23 protein-coding genes are annotated in these 22,978 nt (G+C 63.0%); 9 read left to right on the top strand and 14 right to left on the bottom strand.

The window, feature by feature from the left end; all coding sequences use genetic code 11:
• Nucleotides 1-31 precede the first annotated feature (31 nt).
• On the bottom strand, nucleotides 32-1,315 hold the full coding sequence (locus P0D71_RS19725; protein ID WP_408481638.1) for a TIGR03862 family flavoprotein: 1,284 nt from the start codon (nucleotides 1,313-1,315) through the stop codon (nucleotides 32-34).
• A 377-nt stretch (nucleotides 1,316-1,692) separates the two neighbouring features.
• On the opposite strand from P0D71_RS19725, the gene P0D71_RS19730 reads away from it, so the two are divergent.
• Nucleotides 1,693-1,902, top strand: a complete 210-nt coding sequence (locus tag P0D71_RS19730; protein WP_091798627.1) for a DUF1059 domain-containing protein — start codon at nucleotides 1,693-1,695, stop codon at nucleotides 1,900-1,902.
• An 89-nt stretch (nucleotides 1,903-1,991) separates the two neighbouring features.
• Here P0D71_RS19730 and P0D71_RS19735 read toward each other — a convergent pair whose 3' ends face one another.
• Complete coding sequence (locus tag P0D71_RS19735) at nucleotides 1,992-2,312, bottom strand: type II toxin-antitoxin system HicA family toxin (RefSeq protein WP_091798629.1); 321 nt, start codon at nucleotides 2,310-2,312, stop codon at nucleotides 1,992-1,994.
• Nucleotides 2,313-2,696: 384 nt separating this feature from the next.
• On the opposite strand from P0D71_RS19735, the gene P0D71_RS19740 reads away from it, so the two are divergent.
• The gene (locus tag P0D71_RS19740; RefSeq protein ID WP_408481640.1) at nucleotides 2,697-3,539 is read left to right on the top strand and encodes a class I SAM-dependent methyltransferase; all 843 of its coding nucleotides are present in this window, start codon (nucleotides 2,697-2,699) and stop codon (nucleotides 3,537-3,539) included.
• A 37-nt stretch (nucleotides 3,540-3,576) separates the two neighbouring features.
• Here P0D71_RS19740 and P0D71_RS19745 read toward each other — a convergent pair whose 3' ends face one another.
• Together P0D71_RS19745 and P0D71_RS19750 are read right to left on the bottom strand one after the other, a co-directional pair.
• Complete coding sequence (locus P0D71_RS19745) at nucleotides 3,577-4,131, bottom strand: DUF1415 domain-containing protein (protein WP_408481642.1); 555 nt, start codon at nucleotides 4,129-4,131, stop codon at nucleotides 3,577-3,579.
• A 104-nt stretch (nucleotides 4,132-4,235) separates the two neighbouring features.
• On the bottom strand, nucleotides 4,236-4,889 hold the full coding sequence (locus tag P0D71_RS19750) for a TetR/AcrR family transcriptional regulator (protein ID WP_408481644.1): 654 nt from the start codon (nucleotides 4,887-4,889) through the stop codon (nucleotides 4,236-4,238).
• Nucleotides 4,890-5,044: 155 nt separating this feature from the next.
• Here P0D71_RS19750 and P0D71_RS19755 point away from each other — a divergent pair, with 155 nt between their 5' ends.
• Together P0D71_RS19755 and P0D71_RS19760 are read left to right on the top strand one after the other, a co-directional pair.
• On the top strand, nucleotides 5,045-6,328 hold the full coding sequence (locus tag P0D71_RS19755; protein ID WP_408481646.1) for an MFS transporter: 1,284 nt from the start codon (nucleotides 5,045-5,047) through the stop codon (nucleotides 6,326-6,328).
• 189 nt (nucleotides 6,329-6,517) lie between these two features.
• Complete coding sequence (locus tag P0D71_RS19760; RefSeq protein WP_408185666.1) at nucleotides 6,518-7,111, top strand: nitroreductase family protein; 594 nt, start codon at nucleotides 6,518-6,520, stop codon at nucleotides 7,109-7,111.
• Nucleotides 7,112-7,166: 55 nt separating this feature from the next.
• Here the strand turns inward: P0D71_RS19760 and P0D71_RS19765 are convergent, their stop codons facing one another.
• Nucleotides 7,167-8,642, bottom strand: coding sequence for an MFS transporter (locus tag P0D71_RS19765; protein WP_408301930.1), 1,476 nt, complete (start codon nucleotides 8,640-8,642; stop codon nucleotides 7,167-7,169).
• 188 nt (nucleotides 8,643-8,830) lie between these two features.
• On the opposite strand from P0D71_RS19765, the gene P0D71_RS19770 reads away from it, so the two are divergent.
• The gene (locus P0D71_RS19770) at nucleotides 8,831-10,081 is read left to right on the top strand and encodes an Hsp70 family protein (RefSeq protein ID WP_408301932.1); all 1,251 of its coding nucleotides are present in this window, start codon (nucleotides 8,831-8,833) and stop codon (nucleotides 10,079-10,081) included.
• A 112-nt stretch (nucleotides 10,082-10,193) separates the two neighbouring features.
• Here the strand turns inward: P0D71_RS19770 and P0D71_RS19775 are convergent, their stop codons facing one another.
• Nucleotides 10,194-10,397, bottom strand: a complete 204-nt coding sequence (locus P0D71_RS19775; RefSeq protein WP_007180251.1) for a cold-shock protein — start codon at nucleotides 10,395-10,397, stop codon at nucleotides 10,194-10,196.
• Nucleotides 10,398-10,878: 481 nt separating this feature from the next.
• On the opposite strand from P0D71_RS19775, the gene P0D71_RS19780 reads away from it, so the two are divergent.
• Complete coding sequence (locus P0D71_RS19780) at nucleotides 10,879-12,474, top strand: APC family permease (RefSeq protein ID WP_408301934.1); 1,596 nt, start codon at nucleotides 10,879-10,881, stop codon at nucleotides 12,472-12,474.
• Between the two features lie 129 nt (nucleotides 12,475-12,603).
• Here the strand turns inward: P0D71_RS19780 and P0D71_RS19785 are convergent, their stop codons facing one another.
• From P0D71_RS19785 to P0D71_RS19815, 7 genes are all read right to left on the bottom strand, one after another.
• Nucleotides 12,604-13,389, bottom strand: a complete 786-nt coding sequence (locus tag P0D71_RS19785) for a DODA-type extradiol aromatic ring-opening family dioxygenase (protein ID WP_408185669.1) — start codon at nucleotides 13,387-13,389, stop codon at nucleotides 12,604-12,606.
• A 152-nt stretch (nucleotides 13,390-13,541) separates the two neighbouring features.
• Entirely contained in the window at nucleotides 13,542-14,141 is a 600-nt protein-coding gene (locus tag P0D71_RS19790; RefSeq protein ID WP_091798655.1) for a UbiX family flavin prenyltransferase, read from the bottom strand.
• 44 nt (nucleotides 14,142-14,185) lie between these two features.
• A complete protein-coding gene (gene grxD / locus P0D71_RS19795) occupies nucleotides 14,186-14,497 on the bottom strand; it encodes a Grx4 family monothiol glutaredoxin (protein ID WP_007180255.1) in 312 nt (103 codons plus the stop codon).
• A gap of 118 nt (nucleotides 14,498-14,615) precedes the next feature.
• A complete protein-coding gene (gene prmC / locus P0D71_RS19800; RefSeq protein WP_408481648.1) occupies nucleotides 14,616-15,485 on the bottom strand; it encodes a peptide chain release factor N(5)-glutamine methyltransferase in 870 nt (289 codons plus the stop codon).
• Between the two features lie 7 nt (nucleotides 15,486-15,492).
• Nucleotides 15,493-16,575, bottom strand: coding sequence for a peptide chain release factor 1 (prfA, locus tag P0D71_RS19805; RefSeq protein ID WP_091798661.1), 1,083 nt, complete (start codon nucleotides 16,573-16,575; stop codon nucleotides 15,493-15,495).
• A gap of 125 nt (nucleotides 16,576-16,700) precedes the next feature.
• Nucleotides 16,701-17,987 (bottom strand): glutamyl-tRNA reductase, encoded by a 1,287-nt coding sequence (gene hemA, locus P0D71_RS19810; protein ID WP_091798664.1) that lies wholly within the window; start codon nucleotides 17,985-17,987, stop codon nucleotides 16,701-16,703.
• 63 nt (nucleotides 17,988-18,050) lie between these two features.
• Nucleotides 18,051-18,761 carry a response regulator transcription factor gene (locus P0D71_RS19815; RefSeq protein ID WP_408353059.1) on the bottom strand — a complete coding sequence of 237 codons (711 nt, stop codon included), beginning with the start codon at nucleotides 18,759-18,761 and terminating at the stop codon, nucleotides 18,051-18,053.
• 204 nt (nucleotides 18,762-18,965) lie between these two features.
• Between P0D71_RS19815 and P0D71_RS19820 the strand changes: the two genes are divergently transcribed.
• From P0D71_RS19820 to P0D71_RS19830, 3 genes are read left to right on the top strand one after another with little or no spacing between them, the layout of a single operon-like run.
• A complete protein-coding gene (locus P0D71_RS19820) occupies nucleotides 18,966-19,220 on the top strand; it encodes a hypothetical protein (protein ID WP_408481651.1) in 255 nt (84 codons plus the stop codon).
• A gap of 19 nt (nucleotides 19,221-19,239) precedes the next feature.
• A complete protein-coding gene (locus tag P0D71_RS19825; RefSeq protein WP_408481653.1) occupies nucleotides 19,240-21,054 on the top strand; it encodes an aminopeptidase P family protein in 1,815 nt (604 codons plus the stop codon).
• Nucleotides 21,055-21,084: 30 nt separating this feature from the next.
• Nucleotides 21,085-21,708: an HAD family hydrolase gene (locus P0D71_RS19830; RefSeq protein WP_091798678.1), complete on the top strand. Its 624-nt coding sequence runs from the start codon at nucleotides 21,085-21,087 to the stop codon at nucleotides 21,706-21,708.
• Between the two features lie 95 nt (nucleotides 21,709-21,803).
• On the opposite strand, the gene P0D71_RS19835 is transcribed toward P0D71_RS19830, so the two are convergent.
• A complete protein-coding gene (locus P0D71_RS19835; protein WP_408481656.1) occupies nucleotides 21,804-22,925 on the bottom strand; it encodes a DUF748 domain-containing protein in 1,122 nt (373 codons plus the stop codon).
• Nucleotides 22,926-22,978 lie beyond the last annotated feature (53 nt).

The raw sequence follows: 22,978 nt of genomic DNA on the forward strand, positions 1-22,978 counted from the left end.
TGCCACGCGGCAAGGCGGGCAACGCGGCGCGTCACGTCGAAGCGCCGCTCGCCTTGAGTTTGCCGAGGTATGCCGCCGCGCCGCGCCCTGCCGCGAGGCCGCTGGCAAAGCAGGCAGTGAGGAGATAGCCGCCCGTGGGCGCTTCCCAGTCGAGCATTTCGCCTGCGCAGAATGCGCCCGGCAGGCGTTCGATCATCAGGTGCTCGTCGAGCGCCTCGAAGGGAATGCCGCCGGCGGTGCTGATTGCCTCCGCGATCGGCCGCGCACGGGTGAGGCGCACCGGCAGCGCCTTGATGGCGTGCGCAAGGCCGTTCGCGTCGGCGAAGGCCTCTTTCGACAAAATCTCATGCAACAGAGCCAGTTTGACTCCGCCGATTCCGATCCGGCCATGCAGATGGCTCGACATCGAGCGTGAGCCGCGCGGCCGCGTGACTTCGGCGACGACTCGCTCCAAGGGCAGGCCCGGCGCCAGGTCCAGCGCGATTGTCGCGGAACCGTCGGCGAGAATTCGGTCGCGGATCACCGCCGACAAGGCATAAATCAGACTCCCTTCGAGGCCGGTTTCGGTCAGAAGTATTTCACCTTGTCGATTGTGGACTTTATTGTCTACGCTCGTCAGTGCGATGGCTACCGGCTTCACCGGTTGGCCTGCAAAACGCTCGCGCAAGTAGGGGCTCCAGTCGGCGTCGAAGCCGCAATTCGCCGGCAGCAAGGGCGTCACCGGTACCTCGCGCGAGGCCATCAACGGCACCCAGGCGGCGTCCGAACCCAGACGCGGCCAGCTTGCGCCGCCAAGCGCGAACACTACGGCGTCGACGGTTACAGTTTGCTCACCGTTGGGCGTGGCAAATCGAAGTGTATGCGTGGCAGCGTCCCCGCCCGCTTCGGTGTCCCAGCCGGTCCACTTGTGGCGCATGTGAAAGCCCACGCCCGCTTCGCGCAATCGATGCAGCCACGCACGCAGCATGGGCGCGGCTTTCATGTCGGTCGGAAAAACGCGGCCCGAACTGCCGACGAAGGTTTCCACGCCCAGCCCGTGCAACCACACACGCAAGGCGTCGGGATCGAAGGCGTTCACGAGCGATGCGAGTTGCTCGCGGCGGGCCCCGTAGCGCCCGAGGAACGGCTCGAGCGGTTCCGAATGGGTGATATTCATGCCGCCTTTGCCCGCCATCAGGAATTTGCGGCCGACCGACGGCATGGCGTCGTAGACGTCGACCCGCACGCCTGGCCGGGCGAGCGCCTCGGCGGCCATCAAGCCGGCGGGGCCGCCGCCAATCACGGCGACGCGGGCGGAATCGAATGAGGATGACATGCGGACCTGCGGATGAGCGGAGGAGGCGGCGCGCCGGCCGGACCAGATGAGCGGGCGGTGCGAAGGGCGCTATTTTTACACCGCGGCCAGCGCAGGGCAAACGCGAGGGCGGGCACGTGGGCTGAAAAAGGCTCGGTTCAGGCGGTCCCGCGTTCGGCTGGATTGCGTCTGCGGCTTCGTTGTCGGCTGGCGCGACCTATAATTTTCAGACACCTTCCATCGGACGCCGTGCGCGTCTTTCCCGCGTCAAACCCAGCTCCCGTCTTCTTGCCATTCGACGCGCCTCCGCTGTCTGTGACGCCGCGTCACGGAAGGCTCTGTGCTTCGCGCGTCTGCTGCCTGCGTGGATATCTGAACGTCTGACCAAGGAGACTGCCATGTCCCGCAAATACATTGATTGTCGCGAATTCCCGAGCGAAATGAACTGCACGGTTGCCCTATCTGCCGACACCGAGAGCGAATTGCTCGACGCCGCAGTCCAGCATGCGGTCTCTGTGCACAAACACACGGATTCGCCGGAGTTGCGGTCGCAACTCAAGACCCTCTTTCACGACGGCACGCCACCGGTCGAAGCTCCGCGCGCGTGAGTTGCTGTCTTTCGGGAATGAGATAGGCCGTGCGACCTGCACGAGCGGCGTCTGGCCGCCCGTGCGGGTAGCGACGTATTGGGACTGTCCTAGCCAGGGTAAGCCTCGTCTACCTTCAAGCCCGCAAGCTTGAAGATGACCCGCAGCGTTTGCGGCTTGATATCGCGCCGCGAAGCGAGCGTCGTCATGACAAAGTCGAGGACCTTGGCGTACTTGAGCATGGTCAGGCAGGTTTCCATGTCAACGCTGCCGTCGCGCATGATTTCGGCGAGACGGAGCATTTCCGTGGAGATGTCACGGGCCATTTCCAGCTCGAGTTGCTGCTTCTCCGACCAGGCCGGGGTGGCGATGAGCTTCGCCAGCATTTCCTGAAACTTCTGTTCGACGTTTCCGTTGGGTACCGTATCCATTGCTGCCTCTTCTATTTTCCGAGCGCGCGTCCGGTGGAAGTCTCGGCGCGCTGCTGGTTACGTAACGTTCGGCCCGTGTTCCGGGACCGTCCTCCCCACATGCATTCGGTTCGCGTGATCAAAGTCACGGCCGCAGCCACTTGTTATAGGCGAGACGGCCGACGCCGACGGGCTCAGCCGGTACGCACGCTGCTTTTTGCGCCTATCTGGCCCCCCTGAGTAGAGCTTTTAGAGCAGGAAGTGTTCCAGATTGACACCATTTCTTGCATGATCCGCGCGGCTCTTTCGGTAAGCGGGCCGCACTTTGGGTAAACTGGCAGCAACTTTTCCCTTTTTCCGTCGCCTGTCGCACGTTCGCGCTGCAATTGATGACGGTTTCCCCCGATGTCCAGCAAAACTCACGAAATCCGTCCCAACCAATCCGTCGAATTGCTGAAGGAGCTCCATATCCTCACGCGCGACGGCAAGATGAACCAGGACAGCCGTCGCAAGCTGAAACAGGTCTATCACCTGTTCCAGTTCATCGAGCCGCTGCTCAAGGACCTCAAGGACAAACAGGGCGCCGTGTCCCTCGTCGATCACGGCGCGGGCAAGTCCTACCTAGGTTTTATCCTGTACGACCTTTTCTTCAAGGAGTTTCAGGCTCAGGCTGGTGGGGCGTCGCACATATACGGCATCGAAACGCGCGAGGAGCTGGTCGCGAAGTCGGAGGAACTGGCGAACCGGCTGGGCTTTACGGGCATGTCGTTCCTGAATCTTTCGGTGGCGGAGTCGATCACGTCGGATCGCTTGCCGGCCCAGATCGACATCGTGACGGCGCTGCACGCCTGCAATACGGCGACCGACGACGCGCTGCGCTTCGCTCTGGAGAAGAAAGCGAAATACATCGTGGTCGTGCCGTGCTGTCAGGCTGAGGTGGCGGGTGTGCTGCGGCAGAACAAGGGCAAATCGCTGGGGAGCGCCTTGACGGAAATCTGGCGGCATCCATTGCATACGCGGGAGTTTGGAAGCCAGATCACAAATGTGCTGCGATGTTTGCAGCTCGAAGCGCACGGCTATCAGGTCAGCGTGACCGAGCTGGTGGGATGGGAGCATTCGATGAAAAACGAACTCATCATCGCCCAGTACAAGGACTTGCCGAGGCGGCGGCCGGCCGAGCGCCTCAATGAGGTGATGGAGACGCTCGGTATCGAGGAACTGAAAGAGCGGTTCTTTGTATCGGCTTGACGAGGCGGCTTTTCTTCGCGCCGAGCCGCTGGATGAATTACGGCTTCATCAACGCATTCCAACCGGCAAGGCCGATTCGCCGAAGCGTTTCCTGATTTCGCTCGTAAATCTCTTCCGCATCGGGAAACGCCTGAACCGCGCGCTCGATGCTGTCCTCGCGCAGCAAGTGCAAAATCGGGTAGGGCGCCCGGTTCGTGTAGTTTTCGATATCGTCAGGCTGGCTGTCTTCGAACTGATATTGAGGATGAAAGCTGGCGATCTGAACGATGCCTTCGAGCCGAAGCTGCTTGAGCATGCGGTCGGCGAAAAACAGGCAGTCGTTGTAGTCGAGAAAGTCGCCGAGTGCGTGGGGCACGATCAACAGTGTCGTATCCACCGCGTCCGCATCGGCCGCCATCAACGTCTGAAGCTCGGTTTCGAGATCGGTCAGCACGCCTTCCATGTCCGCGGCATGGCTGACTACGTAGCGAATCTGGCCCTTCACATGCACGGCCTTGGCAAACGGACACAGGTTGAGGCCGATCACCGCCTCGGTCAGCCAGTGACGAGTGGCGGCAACGACAGCATTATCGGATTCGGCGGACAAAGACATGGCAGGTGGCGGCGGGGAAATAAACGCCATTCTAACGGCGCGCCTCGCAACCGTTTCGAGGCTCACGCAAACCCTCGCCCAAGCAACGCCGCGAGCTAAAAATCTCAAGCCCCCGAGGGCGCCGCCGCCGTCGTGCCGCATGCGGCGGCGATCAACTGCGCAGCGACTTTAGGCGCGGCCAGAATGGGCCCGCATCCAGGGCCGTAGGTCTGGCTCGCCGCGTACACGCCTTCGATCATTAAACCGAGCGCATTGGCCAGCGCTTCGGGATCGTCGGCGCCCGCCGCCGTGGTTAGTTCCGTGAGGCGCGCCATCAACCGCGCCTTGTTGCGGAACACGAACTGTCGCGCCGGATGTGCCGCGTCCGGAAACTCGACCGACACGTTCACGAAGGGACAGCCGCGATAGCCGTCGATCGACGCGCGCCCCGCGAGATCGTCGAAATATTGCTGAAGCTGTTTGGCCGGCTCGCCCGGATGCTTCGCGAAGCTCCTCTCCACATAACCGAAGAACTGCTCGTCCTTGCGCTCCAGATAAGCCATGATCAGTTCGTCCTTCGACGAAAACTGGCGGTACAAGCTCATCTTGTTCACGCCGGCGCGTTCGACAACCGCGTCGACGCCGACGGCTCGCACGCCCTCGCGATAGAACAACTCGTCCGCGGCACGAAGCAGATGCTGCTGCGCCTGCGGCCCGGCCGTCTGTGCGCCGCGCGCACGCCGTGCACCGGCAGGCTTGTGAGTTTCGTTGTCGGACATGGATGGCCACCTGAATGAACTTGACGCCTTGACATGTTACCGACCAGTAACTAATATCGCAACACTCATTGTGACTGATCTGTCACAAGTCCTTTACCGAAGTCGTAAGAATATGAGCGGCGTGGCCTGCGAGGTCGGCGTCGATTGGAGAACCGATGAATTGGGCAGCGAAACTGATTGGCGGACGTTTCCACTACGGCTGGTTGACCGTCGCAGTGGTGTTTCTGGTGCTGCTGGCGGCAGCGGGCACGCGTGCCACGCCGAGCGTGATGATGGTGCCGCTCGAGCATCAATTTGGCTGGAGCCGCGCAACGATCTCGTTGGCAATTTCGGTGAATATCGCGCTGTACGGTCTCATGGGGCCATTCGCGGCCGCGGCGATGCAGCGTTTCGGGGTGCGTCCCACGCTGCTGGCCGCGCTCGGCACGATGGCGGCGGGCGTGGCGCTCTCGTCGCTGATGACGCACCCATGGCAAATGGTGCTGATCTGGGGCGTGATGGTCGGCGGCTCGACGGGCGTCGCGGCGCTGTCGTTGTCGGCGACGGTAGTGACGCGCTGGTTCACGACGCGGCGTGGCCTCGTCATGGGCATTCTCACGGCCAGTTCAGCGACCGGGCAACTGGTGTTCCTGCCTATGCTCGCGGCCATTGCGGAGCATCAAGGCTGGCGGCAAGTGGTGTGGGTCGTCGCCATCGCTGCCGCGATCGTGATTCCGCTGGTGGCGTTTCTCTTGCCCGAACGTCCGGCCGACATGAAGTTGCGCCCGTACGGCGAGCCGCACGATACGCCGATCAACAGCACCGTCACGAAGCAGAATCCGCTGGCGATCGCCTTCGGCACACTCGCGATGGCGAGCAAAACCCGCGACTTCTGGCTGCTGTTTTTCAGCTTCTTTATCTGCGGCGCAAGCACCAATGGCTACGTCGGCACCCATCTGATCGCGATGTGCGGCGATTACGGCATGACGGAAGTGCAGGGCGCCTCGCTGCTCGCCGCGATGGGCATCTTCGATCTGTTCGGCACGACACTCTCTGGCTGGTTGTCGGACCGCTTCAATAGCCGCGTGCTGCTGTTCTGGTACTACGGTTTGCGGGGTTTGTCGCTGATGTATCTGCCGCACGCGTTCGGCATCGACTTCTTCGGTTTGCCGCTGTTCGCCGTGTTCTACGGCCTCGACTGGATTGCTACCGTGCCGCCGACCGTGCGTCTGGCTACCGACGTCTACGGCAAGGAGTCGGCGCCGGTGGTGTTCGGCTGGGTCGTCGCCGGCCACCAGCTCGGCGCGGCGTTCGCAGCGCTCGGCGCGGGCATGCTGCGCGCGAGCCTCGGCACCTACACGGTGGCGTCGATGATTTCGGGCGGTTTGTGTCTCGTGGCGGCGGTGATCGTGTTGCGAATCAACCGGCCCGCCAAAGTGCCGGAGCCGCAGGCGATCTGAAGCCGATCGACTCGAACGGAGCACGGCACAGTTGTTTGGAACGACGGCCCCGCGCGGGGCCGTTTTGCTAGTGCTTCACTGCGCGTAAACAAACTGCTGCCCTGATGGAGCACGCGCGCCGAAGCCCGGTTATGCTATGTGACCCCGGGCAGTCGCCCGTCGATCATGAATTTCGACCGAGAGAAGCGCATGACCAACAAACCCGCCCCTACCGCAGTTGCCATTCACGAGCTGATTGCAGGCCGCTGGAGCCCGCGCGCCTATTCGAGCGAGCCGGTGAGCCGCGAACATCTGCAATCCGTGCTCGAAGCGGCACGCTGGGCGCCATCTTCGTACAACGGGCAGCCGTGGCGTTTTCTCGTGTTCGACCGCAGCGTCGATGAAGTCTCGTTCAAGCAGGCCTTTGCCACGCTGGTGCCGTTCAACCAGGGCTGGAATGCGCCGGCGCCGGTGCTGATCGCGGTGACTACGCACACGCTCACCAACAAGGGCGAAGTGAATCGCTGCGCGCCGTACGATGCGGGCGCCGCGGCGATGGCGCTGGTCTTGCAGGCCCATGCACTCGGACTTGCCGCGCACCAGATGAGCGGCTTCGACCCGAACGCATTCCGCACGGCATTCAAGTTGCCGACCGACGTCGACGTGATCGCCATCATCTCGCTCGGTCATTACGGCGACGTGGACAAGCTGGATCCGGTGTTGCGCGAGCGCGAGAAGTCAGTGCGTCAGCGTTTGCCGCTGGCGGAAATTGCCTACGGCGGTGGCTGGAAGAAAGCGTTCTAAGCGGTTTGAAGGTTTCGTTCGAAGCAAAAAACGCGCGGCGACGACCGCGCGTTTTTTATTCCGCGCCGTCCGCGACGCTGGAGAGCGGCGTGGCCACGCTCTCCAGCGACTTGCGTTCCGCATCCACGCCCCAGATCGCCGCGATCACCGCCGCCGCGAGCATCAGCCCCGAGCCGACCAGATAGCCGGAAAACACCGCGCTGCGCTGATGCGTGTCGATGAGCCGGCCGAAGAACGCAGGCCCGGCGACGCCACCTAGCGCCGTGCCGAACGCATAGAAAACAGCGATGGCCAGCGCGCGAATTTCCAGCGGAAACGATTCGCTGACGGTCAGATATGCCGAACTCGCGGCCGCCGACGCGAAGAAGAAAATCACCATCCACGCGACGGTCTGCGTGACGACGGTGAGCAACTGCTGCTCGAACAGGTAGCCGCTCAGCGTCAGCAGGATCGCGGACATTGTGTAAGTCGCAAAGATCATCTTGCGCCGGCCGATCACGTCGAACAGCCGGCCGAGCAGCAGCGGTCCGAGGAAATTGCCCAGCGCGAAAGGCAGCAGATACCAACCAATGTGGTCGCCCGGCACCTGGTAAAAATCGGTGAGCACCAGCGCGTAAGTGAAGAAGATCGCGTTGTAGAAGAACGCCTGTGCGGTCATTAGCGACAGGCCGACCAGTGCGCGCCGTCGATGCACGTTGAAGAGCGTGTGGAACACCTCACGCAGCGGCGTATGCCCGCGAGCGCGCAAGCGCAGACGCATGAGGCTGTCGTCGCAGAGCGTGTGGCCTTCGTGGCGAAAACGCGTTTCGATCCCTTCGACAATCGCGCGTGCGTCGCGCTCGTCGCCATGCGTGAGCAGCCAGCGCGGACTCTCCGGCACCCAGATGCGCATCGGCAAAATACCCAGCGCGAGCACCGCGCCGATGAAGAAGCAGGCGCGCCAGCCCCAGTCGGCCGGTAGCAGATGCGGATCGAGCAGCACCAGCGAGCCGGCCGCGCCCAGCCCCGCGCCGATCCAGAACGTGCCGTTAATGCCCAGATCGGTCCAGCCTCGCACCCGAGCCGGTGTGAATTCCTGGATCGTCGAATTGATCGCCGTGTATTCGCCGCCAATGCCCGCGCCGGTCAGGAAACGAAACAGCAGAAAGCTGGCCAGATTCCACGACAACGCGGTCGCCGCAGTCGCCGCCAGATACAGCGCGAGCGTGATGAAAAACAGTTTGCGACGGCCGAGCCGGTCGGTCAGCCAGCCGAACCCCAACGCGCCCAGCACCGCCCCGGCGATGTAGGCGCTGCCGGCCAGGCCGACGTCGGCGTTGGTAAAGTGCAACGATGGACTAGACTTCAACGCACTCGCCACTGCGCCCGCCAGCGTCACTTCCAGCCCATCGAGCAGCCATGTGACACCGAGCGCCACCACGATCAGCGAGTGAAAGCGGCCCCATGGCAAGCGGTCGAGCCGCGAGGGCAGGTCGGTATCGACGACCGTGGCGCTTTTTTCGTGAACAGCGGCGGTGGGCGGCGCGCTCATTGCTTGAAGTCTCCTGAATTCCGAAAATTGGCGGCGTATCCTGTCCAAATGAGCAATATTCGTTCCGTCGAGCCGGGCCTCTCGGTTATCGCGGCCGTGCCGGAAACGCCAGTTGATGCTGGCTGGCCTTTCGTGATACAAAGCCGCTCCCCTTCTGTCCGCGCCAGCCGTGAGCGGCGATTCCTGCCATGAACTATTGCGCGATTGACTTCGGTACTTCCAACTCGGCCGTGGCCGTTCCTGACGGCGGCGCGCTCAGGCTCGCGCCGGTCGAGGGCGCCTACACGACGCTGCCCACCTCGGTCTTTTTCAATACCGACGAGAACACCCGCGAATTCGGGCGAGCGGCGCTCGCTGCGTACATCGACGGCTTCGACGGTCGCCTGATGCGCTCGATGAAGAGCATTCTCGGCTCGCCGCTCGCTGAGAACTCCACCGATCTGGGCGACGGTTCCGCGATCAAGTACACCGACGTGATCGCGATTTTCGTCGATCACCTCAAGCGCTCGGCCGAAAAAAGCGCCGGCGGCCCGATTAGCCGCGCCGTGCTGGGCCGCCCGGTATTTTTCGTCGACGACGATCCGCGCGCCGATCAGATGGCGCAGCGGCAACTCGAAGCCGCCGCACGCTCGGTTGGTTTGCAGGAGATTCACTTCCAGTATGAGCCGATCGCCGCGGCGTTCGACTACGAATCGCATCTGACGGAAGAAGGGCTCGTGCTGGTGGCCGACATCGGCGGCGGTACTTCGGACTTTTCGCTGGTGCGGGTCGGGCCGGAGCGCATGAAGCGCGTCGAGCGCAAGGACGACGTGCTGGCCCACCACGGCGTACACGTCGCGGGCACGGATTTCGACCGTCGCGTGGAACTGGCGACGATCCTGCGCGAACTGGGTTATCTGACGCTGGACCCGGAAGGCCGCGAGATCCCGAACCGGGTCTACTTCGACCTCGCGACCTGGCACCTGATCAACACCGTCTATGCGCCGAAGCGCGTCAGCGAACTCGCGCTGATGCGGCATCTGTTCACCGAGGTCAAGCATCACGACCGCCTGATGCGCGTCGTGGACCGCCGTTTGGGCCACGCGCTAGCGGCGCATGCGGAAGAGGCGAAGATCGGCGTGGCGGCGGGCGGGGAGACCGTGATCGATCTCGACGAAGTGGAAGACGACCTGCGACTCGCGTTCGATGAAACACAGCTCATCAAGGCCGGGCAGGAGGAAACGCGCCGCATCGTGCAAGCGGCGCGCGACACGGTGCAGGCAGCCGGCGTCACGACGCGCGAGCTCAGTGCGATTTATTTCACTGGCGGCTCGACCGGATTGGGATTTTTATCGGGTGCATTGGCGGCAGCGTTTCCGGACGCCAAAGCGGTATTCGGCGATCGTCTCGCAAGTGTCGCGACCGGACTCGGTATTCACGCACGGCGTCTGTTTGGATAACCAGAAATTATCAATCGCATTCAGCGAAGATAATCGAGGTTTGTAGTTGCAGCAGATATAAAAAAACCCCGCCGAGGCGGGGTTTTTTTGCGTCCAGAAGGAAGCGTGTTGCTTACACCGGCTTGATGTTAGCAGCTTGCTTGCCCTTCGGGCCCGTCTTCACTTCAAACGTAACCTTTTGGTTTTCTTGCAGCGTCTTGAAGCCTTCCGTGCGGATTTCCGAGAAATGCGCGAACAGATCTTCGCCACCGCCGTCCGGCGTGATGAAGCCAAAGCCCTTTGCGTCATTGAACCACTTGACGGTACCGGTTTCCATATTACTTGTTCCTAAAGATGGTAAATAAGGCCGAAGCCCAGAGGGTGCATGAAAATCAAGGAAGGGGGTAATGGGACCAACCGGAGTACCGTTGATGGGCGAACTACGAAAGACCAATTCACTCGCCGCTTGAAATCCTGCCCGAACGTTATACGGCGATTTTGAGAGAAGGTCAACAGTCTCCACATAACTTTACATACTTTCGCACAACGGGCGCAAAAGTTGCTTACAAAGCTTGCCATTCATCCGAATTTTTTGTTAGGGAGAACCCCTAATTTCGGTGCACACGTTGGGTGCAACCGTTAAACTACGCGCCGCGCGCCGGTTGCACCTGTTTGGAATGAACCGTCGCGCAGGCATGCGTGTCACCCGTCTCCAGCGCCATAAGCGATGTCAGCGGTGCGGGCATGGATCTGCTGCAAACTTGCATGGGGCCGGGGCAGGTGCGGAAGCGCCAACGCCGGCCGTCACAGGAGAAGACGTGAAAAGTTCTATACAACGGAACATCGGGCCGTTCGCGCTGATGCTGACCGGCTTGGGTTCGATCATCGGATCGGGCTGGCTGTTCGGCGCGTGGAAGGCTGCAAAAATTGCCGGGCCCGCAGCCATTTGTGCATGGGTGATCGGCGCGGTCGTGATTCTCGCGATCGCATTGACCTACGCTGAACTCGGCGCGATGTTCCCTGAATCCGGCGGCATGGTGCGTTATGCGCGCTATTCGCATGGCGCACTGGTCGGTTTCATCAGCGCATGGGCCAACTGGATCGCTATCGTTTCGGTTATTCCCATCGAAGCTGAAGCATCCATTCAATATATGAGTACGTGGCCCTATCCATGGGCGCATGCGCTATTCGTGGATGGGTCATTAACCACCAACGGGTTATTGCTGTCCGCGGCGCTCGTGATCATTTACTTCCTGCTGAATTACTGGGGCGTCAAGCTGTTCGCGCGCGCCAATTCGGCCATCACGATCTTCAAGTTCCTGATTCCCGGCGCGACGATTCTCGGTCTGATGCTGACGGGCTTCCACAAGGAAAACTTCGGCGAAGTGAGCACCTTCGCGCCGTACGGCTGGTCGGCGGTGCTGACCGCCGTGGCGACGAGCGGCATCGTGTTCGCGTTCAACGGTTTCCAGAGCCCGATCAACCTTGCCGGTGAAGCGCGCAATCCGGCGAGGAGCGTGCCGTTCGCGGTGATCGGCTCGATCCTGCTCGCACTGGTGATCTATGTGCTGCTGCAGATCGCGTATATCGGCGCGGTGAACCCGACCGACGTGGTGAAGGGCTGGAGTCACTTCAACTTCGCGTCGCCGTTCGCCGAGCTCGCGATCGCGCTGAATCTGAACTGGCTGGCAATCCTGCTCTACGTCGATGCATTCGTCAGCCCGAGCGGCACCGGCACGACCTACATGGCGACCACCAGCCGCATGATCTACGCCATGGAGCGCAACAACACGATGCCGAAGATGTTCGGCAACGTGCACCCGTTCTACGGCGTGCCGCGTCAGGCAATGTGGTTCAACCTGCTGGTGTCGTTCATTTTCCTGTTCTTCTTCCGCGGTTGGAGTTCGCTGGCGGCGGTGATTTCGGTCGCCACGGTGATCTCGTACCTGACCGGCCCGATCAGCCTGATGTCCCTGCGCCGCGCGGCCACGGACCTCGAGCGTCCTCTGCATATTCCGGGCATGAAGATCATCGCGCCGTTCGCGTTCGTCTGCGCGTCGCTGATCCTGTACTGGGCGAAGTGGCCGCTGACCGGCGAGATCATTTTGCTGATGGTCGTCGCTCTGCCGGTGTACTTCTACTTTCAGGCGAAGTCGGGCTTTGCCGGCTGGGGGCGTGATCTGAAGGCGGCATGGTGGCTAGTCGCCTATCTGCCGGTGATGGCGATTCTGTCGCTGATCGGCAGCAAGCAGTTTGGCGGTCATGACCTGATCCCTTACGGCTGGGACATGCTCGTAGTCATCGCGTTTTCGCTGGTGTTTTACTACTGGGGCGTGAATAGCGGCTATCGCTCGGAATATCTGGACGAGCGCGAGGAGCACGACGAAGTACTCGAAGGCATGGGTGCGCACTAAGGTGCCGCGCTGAGTCCGCTCGCTGGATCGAAGTCGGATGCGCTGTAAAGAACCCCCGCCTCGAGCAATTCAGGCGGGGGTTTTTGTTTGCGGCGTTCAGGTCGTGCTTAACGCAAGGCGGCCAATGGATCAGACGGTGCCGAACACGTAATTCGTCATGGCCAGCGAACGCTGATACGTTCCGAGCGACTGGATGGCCAGCGAATAATCGTCGTCCGCTGCGCCCAATGCGGCGAAGACCGGCAGCAGATGTTCGTCGGTCGGGTGCATCAGCACCGCATGCGGCGCCTGGCGGCGGTAGTCGAGCAGCGCGTCGATATCGTGCGCGGCGAGCTTTTCCTCGAACCAGCCGGTGAATTCGGCGACGCGCGGATCGGCGTCTTCGGGGCGCGCGGAGAAATCGGCGGCGCGCAGATTGTGCGTGATCTGGCCGGAGCCGATCACCATCACGCCGTCGTCTCTCAGCGAACGCAGCGCACGGCCGACGCGGAAGTGGTGCGCCGGGTCCATGTGCGGCTGGATCGACAATTGGGCGACGGGCACGTCGGCGTGCGGGAACATGAGCAGCATCGGCACCCATGCGCCGTGGTCGAGTCCGTGCGGCTGGGCGTCCGCGAGGATGCCGTTGTCGTTGAGCAGCACCGCGGCACGGCGCGCGACATCGGGCGCGCCCGGCGCCGGATACTGGATCTCGTACAACTGACGCGGAAAGCCATAGAAATCGTGAATGGTTTCCGGCGCCGTCGACGTGCTCACCACTGGCTGCGCCGTGCCCCAATGGGCCGACAGCATCAGCACCGATTCCGGACGCGGCAGTTGTGCGCCGAGTACGCCGAATTCGGCGGACGGCAACGACGGGTCGATCGGCAGCGTGGGCGCGCCGTGCGACAGGAAAAGCGAAGGCAAGCGGTTCATGGCAGCAGCGCCGCCGCTAATGTGCGGCGCAGAGATTGGGTTGCTACCAATATAGGGGTGAACTGCCGTTTGATAAACGGGTAAAAACGGAATTGATTGTGTCGCAGGCGTTGTTAATCAGCGCGTGTGCGCAGACTTATTTCGCTGGCGCGTTATTCCTGAGCGCCGCGCAGCCCAGCCCACGCGGGCGACAAGGCCGGCCCGAGCGCGAACAGATCCAGCACGCGCGCCACGGTGTGATCGACCATTTCGTCGATGGAAGCGGGTTGGTTGTAGAAGGCCGGCAAGGGCGGGAAGATCACGCCGCCCATTTCAGTGACGGCCGTCATATTGCGCAGGTGCGCCAGATTGAACGGCGTCTCGCGCACGAGCAGCACGAGGCGGCGGCGCTCTTTGAGCGTGACATCGGCGGCGCGCGTGATCAGGTTGTCCGAGAAACCGTGGGCAACGCTGGCGAGTGTCTTCATCGAGCAAGGGGCGACGACCATGCCGTCGGTGGCAAAGGAACCCGACGCGATGCTCGCGCCGACGTCGCGCACCGAATGGACGACATCCGCGAGCGGATGCACCTCTTCTTTGCTCAACTGGAGTTCGTGCTGGATGTTGAGCCAGCCCGCGCTCGAAATCAGCAGGTGGCTTTCGACGCCGCCCAGCCGGCGCAGCGTCTCGAGCAGACGGATGCCGTAGATGGCACCGGTCGCGCCAGTGATCGCGACGATCAGCCGGCGTGGCGCCGCAGCGCGTGTTTCCATGGCTCGCGGCGCCTTAGGGATAAAAGCGGGTTGACCGGGACCGCTCAGGCCGCGGCGAACAGTTGCTGCAGTTCGCCCGATTCGTACATTTCCATCATGATGTCCGAACCGCCGATGAATTCGCCCTTCACATAGAGCTGCGGAATGGTCGGCCAGTTCGAGAACTGCTTGATGCCCTGGCGGACTTCGTCGTCTTCGAGGACGTTGACGGTCTTGATTTCACCGACGCCGCACGCCTTCAGGATCTGGATGGCGCGGCCCGAAAAGCCGCACATCGGGAACTGAGCGGTGCCCTTCATGAAGAGAACGACAGCGTTGTCGTCGACGATTTGCTTGATGCGTTGTTGCGTATCCATGACTGACCTTGCGGTTCCGGTATGTGTAGGGAATAGGCTGAAATGATAGCGGATTTCGATACAGCCGGCCGAGCGCCGCGATGCCCGTTCCGCGCTTGTGGATATTAGGCGATGCGGGTCAACCGGCCAAACGCCCGCCGCTGATCCGCTCGATGCCGGCAAGATCGCGTTCCGAGCGGACTTGCGCAAAGCCCTGCGCCGTTAGCAACGCGCGAACGGCTTCGGCCTGATCGTAGCCGTGCTCCATCCACAATACGCCGTTGGCCGCGAGCCGTGCGGGCGCGCCGGCGACGATCGCGCGGATTGCGCTGAGCCCGTCGGCTTCGTCGGTGAGCGCGCCGCGCGGTTCGAAGCGCAGATCGCCTTCATCCAGATGCGGATCGCCGCTTGCGATATACGGCGGATTGCTGACGATCACGTCAAAGCGCAAGGTGGCGTCGAGCGAGTCGTACCAGTCGCTTTGCGTCAACACGACAGCGCCGCCGGGACGCTTCGCGTCGAGTAGGCGCGCGGCGTTGCGCGTGGCCACCGCCAGCGCCTCGGCGGAACGGTCGAGCGCCCAGACCTGCGCGTCCGGCCGCATCGAGGCGATCGCGACGGCAATCGCGCCGGTGCCGGTGCCAAGATCGAGCACGCGAGGCCGCGGGCTGTTTTCGAGCGACGCCAGCGCGGTCTCGACCAGCAATTCGGTTTCGGGGCGCGGAATCAGCACGTGCGGCGTCACTTCGAAATCCAGCCCGAAAAATTCCCGTGCGCCGACCAGTTGCGCCACCGGCTCGCCGGCTGCGCGCCGCGCTTGCAACGCCAGATAACGTTCGACAAGCTCGGCGCCCAGCACTTCGTCGCTGCGCGTAATCAGCTGTGTGGGCCGCCAGCCGAGCACGTGCGTGAGCAGAATCCGCGCTTCGAGCGACGGCAGCGGCGAGGCGCGCAACAGCGTGGCGGGCGTGGCCGGTGCGGCGGGCGTAGCAGGTGTGGCCGAAGTCATGCGCGCGTCAGTCCGCGTCGCCCAGCGAAGCCAGCAATTCGGCCTGATGCTCGCTGACGAGCGCCGCGATCAGCTCGTCGAGATCGCCGTCCATGATTGCGTCGAGGCGGTAGAGCGTCAGATTGATGCGGTGATCCGTCAGACGTCCTTGCGGGAAGTTGTACGTGCGGATACGCTCCGAGCGGTCGCCCGAGCCGATCAGGCTCTTGCGCGTGGCGGCTTCCTTCGCCTGCTGTTCGTGCGACTGCTTGTCCTTGATCCGCGCGGCCAGCACCTTCAGCGCGCGGTCCTTGTTCTTGTGCTGCGAACGATCGTCCTGACACTCCACGACGATGCCGGTCGGCAAGTGCGTGACGCGCACTGCGGAATCGGTCTTGTTGATGTGCTGCCCGCCCGCGCCGGACGCGCGAAACGTGTCGATGCGCAGGTCGGCCGGATTGATCTCGACCTCGCCGATTTCGTCCGCTTCAGGCATTACCGCGACCGTGCATGCGGAGGTGTGAATGCGGCCCTGGGTTTCGGTCGCCGGCACGCGTTGCACGCGATGGCCGCCGGACTCGAACTTCAGCTTCGAATAGGCGGCCTCGCCGGCGATCCGCACGATCACTTCCTTGTAGCCGCCCAGATCGGATTCGCTCGCCGACATCATCTCCACTTGCCAGCGGTTGCGCTCGGCAAAGCGCAGGTACATGCGCAGCAGGTCGCCCGCGAACAGCGCGGATTCATCGCCGCCCGTGCCGGCGCGGATTTCGAGGAAGATGTTGCGATCGTCGTTCGGGTCTTTCGGCAGCAGCATTTTCTGCAACTCGGCGCCGAGCTTGTCCATGCGCTCGCGGGCCGCGCGAATCTCTTCTTCCGCGAAGTCGCGCATGGACGCATCCGCCAGCAGTTCCTGCGCGGTGGCCGCGTCGTTCATGGCCTGGCGCCACAGCGCGTAGTGCTCGACCACCGGCCCAAGCTCGGCGTGTTCCCGCGTGAGCTTGCGGTATTGGTCGAGATTCGAGGTGATGTCCTCTCGGCTCAACAGATCGTTCAGTTCGGCCAGCCGGGTAGTGAGCTGGTCGAGCTTGCGTTGCATGCTCGTTTTCATCGGACGGGTATCGGAGCGGGCTCCGGTAAGGACGACGACTAGGGGAATGGGCGGATGCCCTTGGGTCGGAAGCACGTCGCGGGCCACTTGCGGATGGCCCGGACAGCGCGGTGCTGGCTGCGCCGCTAACGCTCCGTGGAACCGGAGTGTTTGTAGAAACCGCTCATGAGTTCGATGAGCGTGTCACGGTTTTCGCTGCTCGCGCGATTGAGCGCGTGCGTGGGCCCGTGGATCAATTTATTGGTGAGCGCTTGCGACAGCGCTTCGAGTACGGCAGCCGGATCGTCGCCGCGAGCGAGCATTTTCTGCGCGCGTTCCACTTCAGCGCGACGCAGCACGTCGGCCTGCGTGTGCATATGACGGATCACCGGCACGATGCTGCGTGCGTCCAGCCATTGCATGAAATTCTGCACGCGCGTTTCGATGATCGCTTCGGCCTGTGCGACCGCGGCTTGCCGTGATGCATTGCCTTCGCGCACGATCGCGCCGAGGTCGTCGACGGTGTACAGAAACACGTCTTCCAACTGGCCGACTTCGGGTTCGATATCGCGCGGAACGGCCAGATCGACCATGAAAATTGGCCGATGGCGGCGCGCTTTAACCGCCCGCTCGACCGCGCCCAAACCGATGATCGGCAAGGTGGACGCGGTGCACGACACGATGATGTCGAACTCATGCATGCGCGAGGGCAGTTCCGCTAGCGGAATGGCGCGGCCGTTGAAGCGTTCGGCGAGACGCGTGCCGCGCTCGGCCGTCCGGTTCGCGACCACGAGTTCGCGCGGCTGCTGCGCGGCGAAGTGCGTGGCGCACAGCTCGATCATTTCGCCCGCGCCGATGAACAGCACGCGCTGGTTCGAGACCTTGTCGAAAATTCGCTGGGCGAGGCGCACGGCGGCGGCGGCCATGGAAACCGACTGCGCGCCGATTTCGGTGGTGCTGCGCACTTCCTTGGCCACGGCGAAGGTGCGCTGGAACAACTGGTTCAGATAGGTGCCGAGCGCGCCGGCTTCAGACGCGGTGCGCACCGCATCCTTCATTTGTCCGACGATTTGCGTTTCACCCAACACCATTGAATCCAGCCCGGACGCGACGCGGAACGCGTGGCGCACGGCTTCCGACTGCGGCAGCGCGTAGACGTGCGGCGCGAGTTGGTCGATGGGCAGGTTGTGGTATTTGGACAGCCACTGGATCGCGGCTTCGCGCGCGGCCTGGTCGTTGGTCGCGCAGTAGAGCTCGGTGCGATTGCAGGTGGACAGAATTGCCGCTTCCGGCGCGGTACTGGCCGACGGGCCGAGCCAGATGCTCTTGAAGGTGTCCAACGCAGGTTTGATCTGTTCGAGCGGAAACGCCACGCGTTCGCGCAAGGCGACAGGCGCAGTGTGGTGATTGATTCCGATCGTTAGAAGCTGCATTTGGGGGAGCTATGGTTTAGCTGAATATTATAGCGTTTCCACGATTCTTACATTGTGAGGGTGTCATTCGGCCTCCATGACGGCTTCCGGCGGGATTGCGTCGAGTTGGTAGCCGAAGCCGTACAGCGGCGTCAGGCAATAACCGTGTTCGGGGTGAAGTTGCAGTTTGCTGCGCACCCGCGACGCGTGGGTGTCGACGGTGCGTGACCTTACGTCGCGGCGGCGTGCCCAGACGTTTTCAAGAATATGCGCCCGCGACACCGGCCGGGACAGATTGCTGAAGAGCAGCAGCGCAAGGCGGAATTCCTTTGGCGTGAGCGTGACCGTCCGGTTACGGAATGTGACGGCGAATTGCGCCGCGTCGAACGCATATTCGCCGATGATGTCGCGCCTTCGGTTGGGCGGCCGCCGCAAGCCCGCGCGCCGCAGCAGCGCGTCCACCCGCGCCAGCATCTCCGGGCCGCGGACCGGTTTGGTCAGGCAGTCGTCGGCGCCGGCGTGCAGCGCGGCAACAATCTGGCTTTCGCGCGGGGCCGACATCAGCACGATCACCGGCAAGCCCGGCAGGATGACGCGGGCGCGCGGGATGACGTCTTCGGCGGAATGGTCGCCGGCCCAGCTTTCGGTGATGAGAAGGTCGAAGAATTCTTCGTTGGCGCGAGTCAGAAACGGGACGCTCGCGGTGAAGTGCTGACACAGATGGCCGCCGGCGAAAACCAGCCGGCCAACCAGTTCAGCGTGCCGCAGGTCCGGCTCGATAAGGGCGATTCGCATGACGCGCTTTCAGCGTGGCAATGACCGGGGACCAGGCTTTTCCGTAAGGCTTACAGCTTGCCTAACATCACCCCGACCCCTAAACTCAACCGCTATGCGGAAAGCGCCGTGCTGAACTTCTATAGTTAATGAGACAAAAATGCTAGCTGTATTGGCCCCTTGCGCCCATGAGACGAATCCGAAACTGCGCGAGGCCTGCTGCTAATGGGGTGGCCTGGGCTCGTGGTATTGGGGGCGGTGATTGGCCTCGCGGGCTGGTGGTTGAATCCGCTGCGGCGCGCGAGCCGAGCCCGGTGGTGGCTGGCGCTGCTGGCGGGCGTGCTGGGTGCGGCCGTCGCGCACATGGCCGGCAATGTGATTGGTCTCTTTCACGAGGGTGATACGCTCGAATGGCCGGTATGCACCGCCATTGCGTTGATCGCCGTTGCCGTGACGGTCGGCTTGCTTTCCCGTCGATGAATATTTGCAGGTGACTCCGATGAATGCCCGACTTCCCGAAACTTCCTCCATTCCCGAACGGCTCGCGACTTTGCGCAACGCAATGGCGCGCGAAGGCGTTGCTGCCTACCTGGTGCCGTCCGCCGATCCGCATTTATCCGAATATCTGCCTGGGCGCTGGCAAGGCAGGCAGTGGCTGTCCGGCTTCACCGGTTCGGCCGGCACGCTGATCGTCACCGCCGACTTCGCCGGCGTCTGGACGGACAGCCGCTATTGGGAGCAGGCCAATACCCAACTGGCCGGTACCGGCGTTCAGTTGATGAAGATGACCGGCGGCCAGCAGACCGCGCCGCATTTCGAATGGCTCGCGCAGAACGTGCCGGCCGGCGGCACCGTGGGCGTGGACGGCGCCGTGCTCGGCGTGGCGGCGGCGCGTGCCTTGAACCAGGCGCTGAGCGCGCGCGGTGTGAAACTGCGCACCGACGTCGATCTGTTCGACACGATCTGGCCGCAGCGTCCGTCGCTCCCGGCCGCCGCCGTGTTCGAGCACGCCGCGCCGCACGCGAGCGTCGCCCGTTCGGAAAAACTCGCGCAGATTCGCCGCACAATGGCGGACAAAGGCGCGCAATGGCATTTCATCTCCACGCTCGACGACCTCGCGTGGCTGCTGAATCTGCGTGGCGCCGACGTCAGCTACAACCCGGTATTCGTGGCGCACGCGCTGATCGGCGCGGACCACGCATTGCTCTTTGTCGCGGACGGCAAGGTGCCGCAGGCGCTGGCCGATGCGCTGGCGAAAGACAACATCAGCGTCGAGCCCTATGCCAAGGCTGCGGACGCGCTGGCCGCGCTGCCCGCCGGCAGCACGCTGCTGATCGACCCGCGCCGCATCACGTTCGGCTCGCTGCAATCGGTGCCGTCCACGGTCACGGTGGTCGAGGCCGTCAATCCGTCAACCTTCTTCAAGTCGCGCAAGACCGAGGCGGAAGCCGAGCATGTGCGCGAGACGATGGAACAGGACGGCGCGGCGCTGGCGGAATTTTTCGCCTGGTTCGAAGGCGCGCTGGGCCGCGAAACGATCACCGAGCTCACCATCGACGAACAGTTGACGGCGGCCCGGGCGCGCCGTCCTGGCTTCGTGTCGCTGAGCTTCGCGACGATCGCCGGCTTCAACGCGAACGGCGCGATGCCGCACTACCGCGCCACCGAGGAATCGCATTCGGTGATCGAGGGCAACGGCCTGCTGCTGATCGATTCCGGCGCGCAGTATCTGAGCGGCACGACCGACATCACGCGCGTGGTGCCGATCGGCACCATTAGCGAAGCGCAGCGGCGCGATTTCACGATCGTGCTCAAGGGCACCATGGCGCTTTCGCGCGCGCAGTTCCCGCGCGGCATCCGTTCGCCGATGCTCGACGCGATCGCCCGCGCGCCGATCTGGGAAGCGGGCGCCGATTACGGCCACGGCACCGGTCACGGCGTGGGCTACTTCCTGAACGTGCACGAAGGCCCGCAGGTCATTTCGCACTATGCGCCGGCCGAACCGTGGACCGCGATGGAAGAAGGCATGATCACCTCGGTCGAGCCCGGCATCTATCGTCCGGGCAAGTGGGGCGTGCGGATCGAGAACCTCGTGCTGAACGTGCCTGCCGGCCAGACCGAGTTCGGTGACTTCCTCAAGTTCGAGACCTTGACGCTGTGCCCGATCGACACACGTTGTCTCGACCTGTCGCTGCTGCGCGAGGACGAACGCGCGTGGCTGAACGCGTATCACGAGACGGTCCGCACGCGCCTGTCGCCGCATGTGTCGGGCGAGGCCAAAGCGTGGCTGGAGTTGCGCACGCAGCCCATCTGATCGCCCAGGAAACCTGCTCACGGAGCGTGCATGGCCATCAAGGCAGTGGTGTTCGATTTCGGCGGCGTGCTGATCGACTGGAGCCCCGAGTACCTGTATCGGGAACTGATCCCTGACGAAACCGAACGCCGCTGGTTTCTGACGCACGTCTGTTCGATGGACTGGGTAATCCGTCAGGACGGCGGCCAGCCGATCGTCGAGGCCACCGAGGAACTCGTCGCGAAATTTCCCGATCACGAGACGCTGATTCGCGCGTTCTACGAACGCTGGCACGAGATGGTGGCCGGCGTGCTGGACGAGGGCGTGGCGATCATGGAAAAGCTCGAAGCGGCCGGAGTTCCGCTCTTCGGGTTGACCAACTGGTCGGCGGAGACCTTTCCGTATGCGTGGGAGCATTACCCGGTGTTGCGTCGGTTTCGCGACATCGTGGTGTCGGGGCGGGTGCAGTTGGTGAAGCCCGATCCGGCCATCTTCGCGGCCATGCGTGAGCGGATCGAGGCGCAATTGCCGGGCATCGAACCGGCCGAACTCGTCTTTATCGACGACAATCAGAAGAACGCCGAAGCCGCAACGGCGCTCGGTTGGCACGGCGTGCATCACACCAGCGCCGGGCAAACCGAAGCGAAACTACGCGAGCTGGGGCTGCCGGTTTGAGGCGGGCGCTGTTCTAGCGGCAAGGCGGCGCGTAAGTTTTCCAGAAGCGCCGCTTCACCCCTGCCTGTGTCCGCGTTGCGCCCCGGCTGACTGACTTACTGGCCAAGCAGACTCTTCAACGCGTTACCCAGACCTTTCACGGTTTGTCCCGCGCCTTTCGCCACATCCTCGACGCTCACGCCTAGCGCCTTCGCAAAGCCGGTGGCGATGCGCTGCATCAGGCCTTCCTGCACCGAGAATTTCGGGTCGCGCAAATTCCCATCCAGAACGAAATGTAGCGTGATATCGCCGTTGTGCGCCTTGAGCGCGGCGACGGCGGCTTTGGTCGGAATCGACATGAAGGTGTCGAGCGGATTGCCGCTGTCGGCGAGTTGCAGATTGTGGACCGTCAACGTTCCGGGTGCGTGCAGCTGATAGTTGCGCACCGTCGATTCGACGGTCAGGTCGACCGTGCCGCTAGCCACTTGCGCCTTGGCGCCGGCCTTCTTGATCAGGTACGGATCGAGCATCACGACGTCGACGCCTCGCAGTTTGCTGGTGGTCTGCGAATCCTTGCTGGCGATCTTGATCCAGCCGCCGAACGACACGCTGCCCGTGTGTGTGGGACCTTTAATCGAACCCGTGACATTGACGCTGGTCGGCTCGGTGAGGGCGGGCAGGCGCAGATTGTCGACGGTTGCGTTGGCATTGCTGACCGTCACCTTAAACGCCGGTGGACCGACCGTCATGTCGTAGAAGTGGAAGTTGCCCTGTTCGAAACGAATGTGATCGACCTGCTTTTCGCGAGGAATGGACACCGTCGCGTCGCTGGCGTCGGTTTCGGCCTGGTTCACCGTTTGCCGCAGATTTGGCATCAGGCGAATCGCGCCGTCCTTGGTACGCAGCACGGCGATATCGAAGCCGCGCACCACCACGCTGCGGACATGCATGCGCCGCGCGATCAGATCGCGAATGTCGGGCGTGAGGGTGATTTCGTCCGCTCTGAGCGGATCGCCGGCCGGCCAGCCGGGAGGCGCTTTGAGAAGAACGTTGGTGAGACGGACGGACGTCAGGCCGACGTCGATGGTTTCGGCGCTGCCCAGTGGCCCGAGCGCCGCGATCACGCGCTCCTTGACCTCGCGTTGCGCGAACTGCAAGGCGCCGACCACGACGACGATTAGCACCAGCAGCACGCCGCCTACGGCGACGACCCAGCGCTTGCCTCTCGACATCGTCATGCTTACCTCCTCGTCACCGCGTTCCGGGCGGTGTGGCAGTGATCGGCCGTTGC

The sequence above is a fragment of the Paraburkholderia sp. RL17-383-BIF-A genome (assembly GCF_046028015.1).
In the GTDB taxonomy this organism is placed as follows: Bacteria; Pseudomonadota; Gammaproteobacteria; order Burkholderiales; family Burkholderiaceae; genus Paraburkholderia.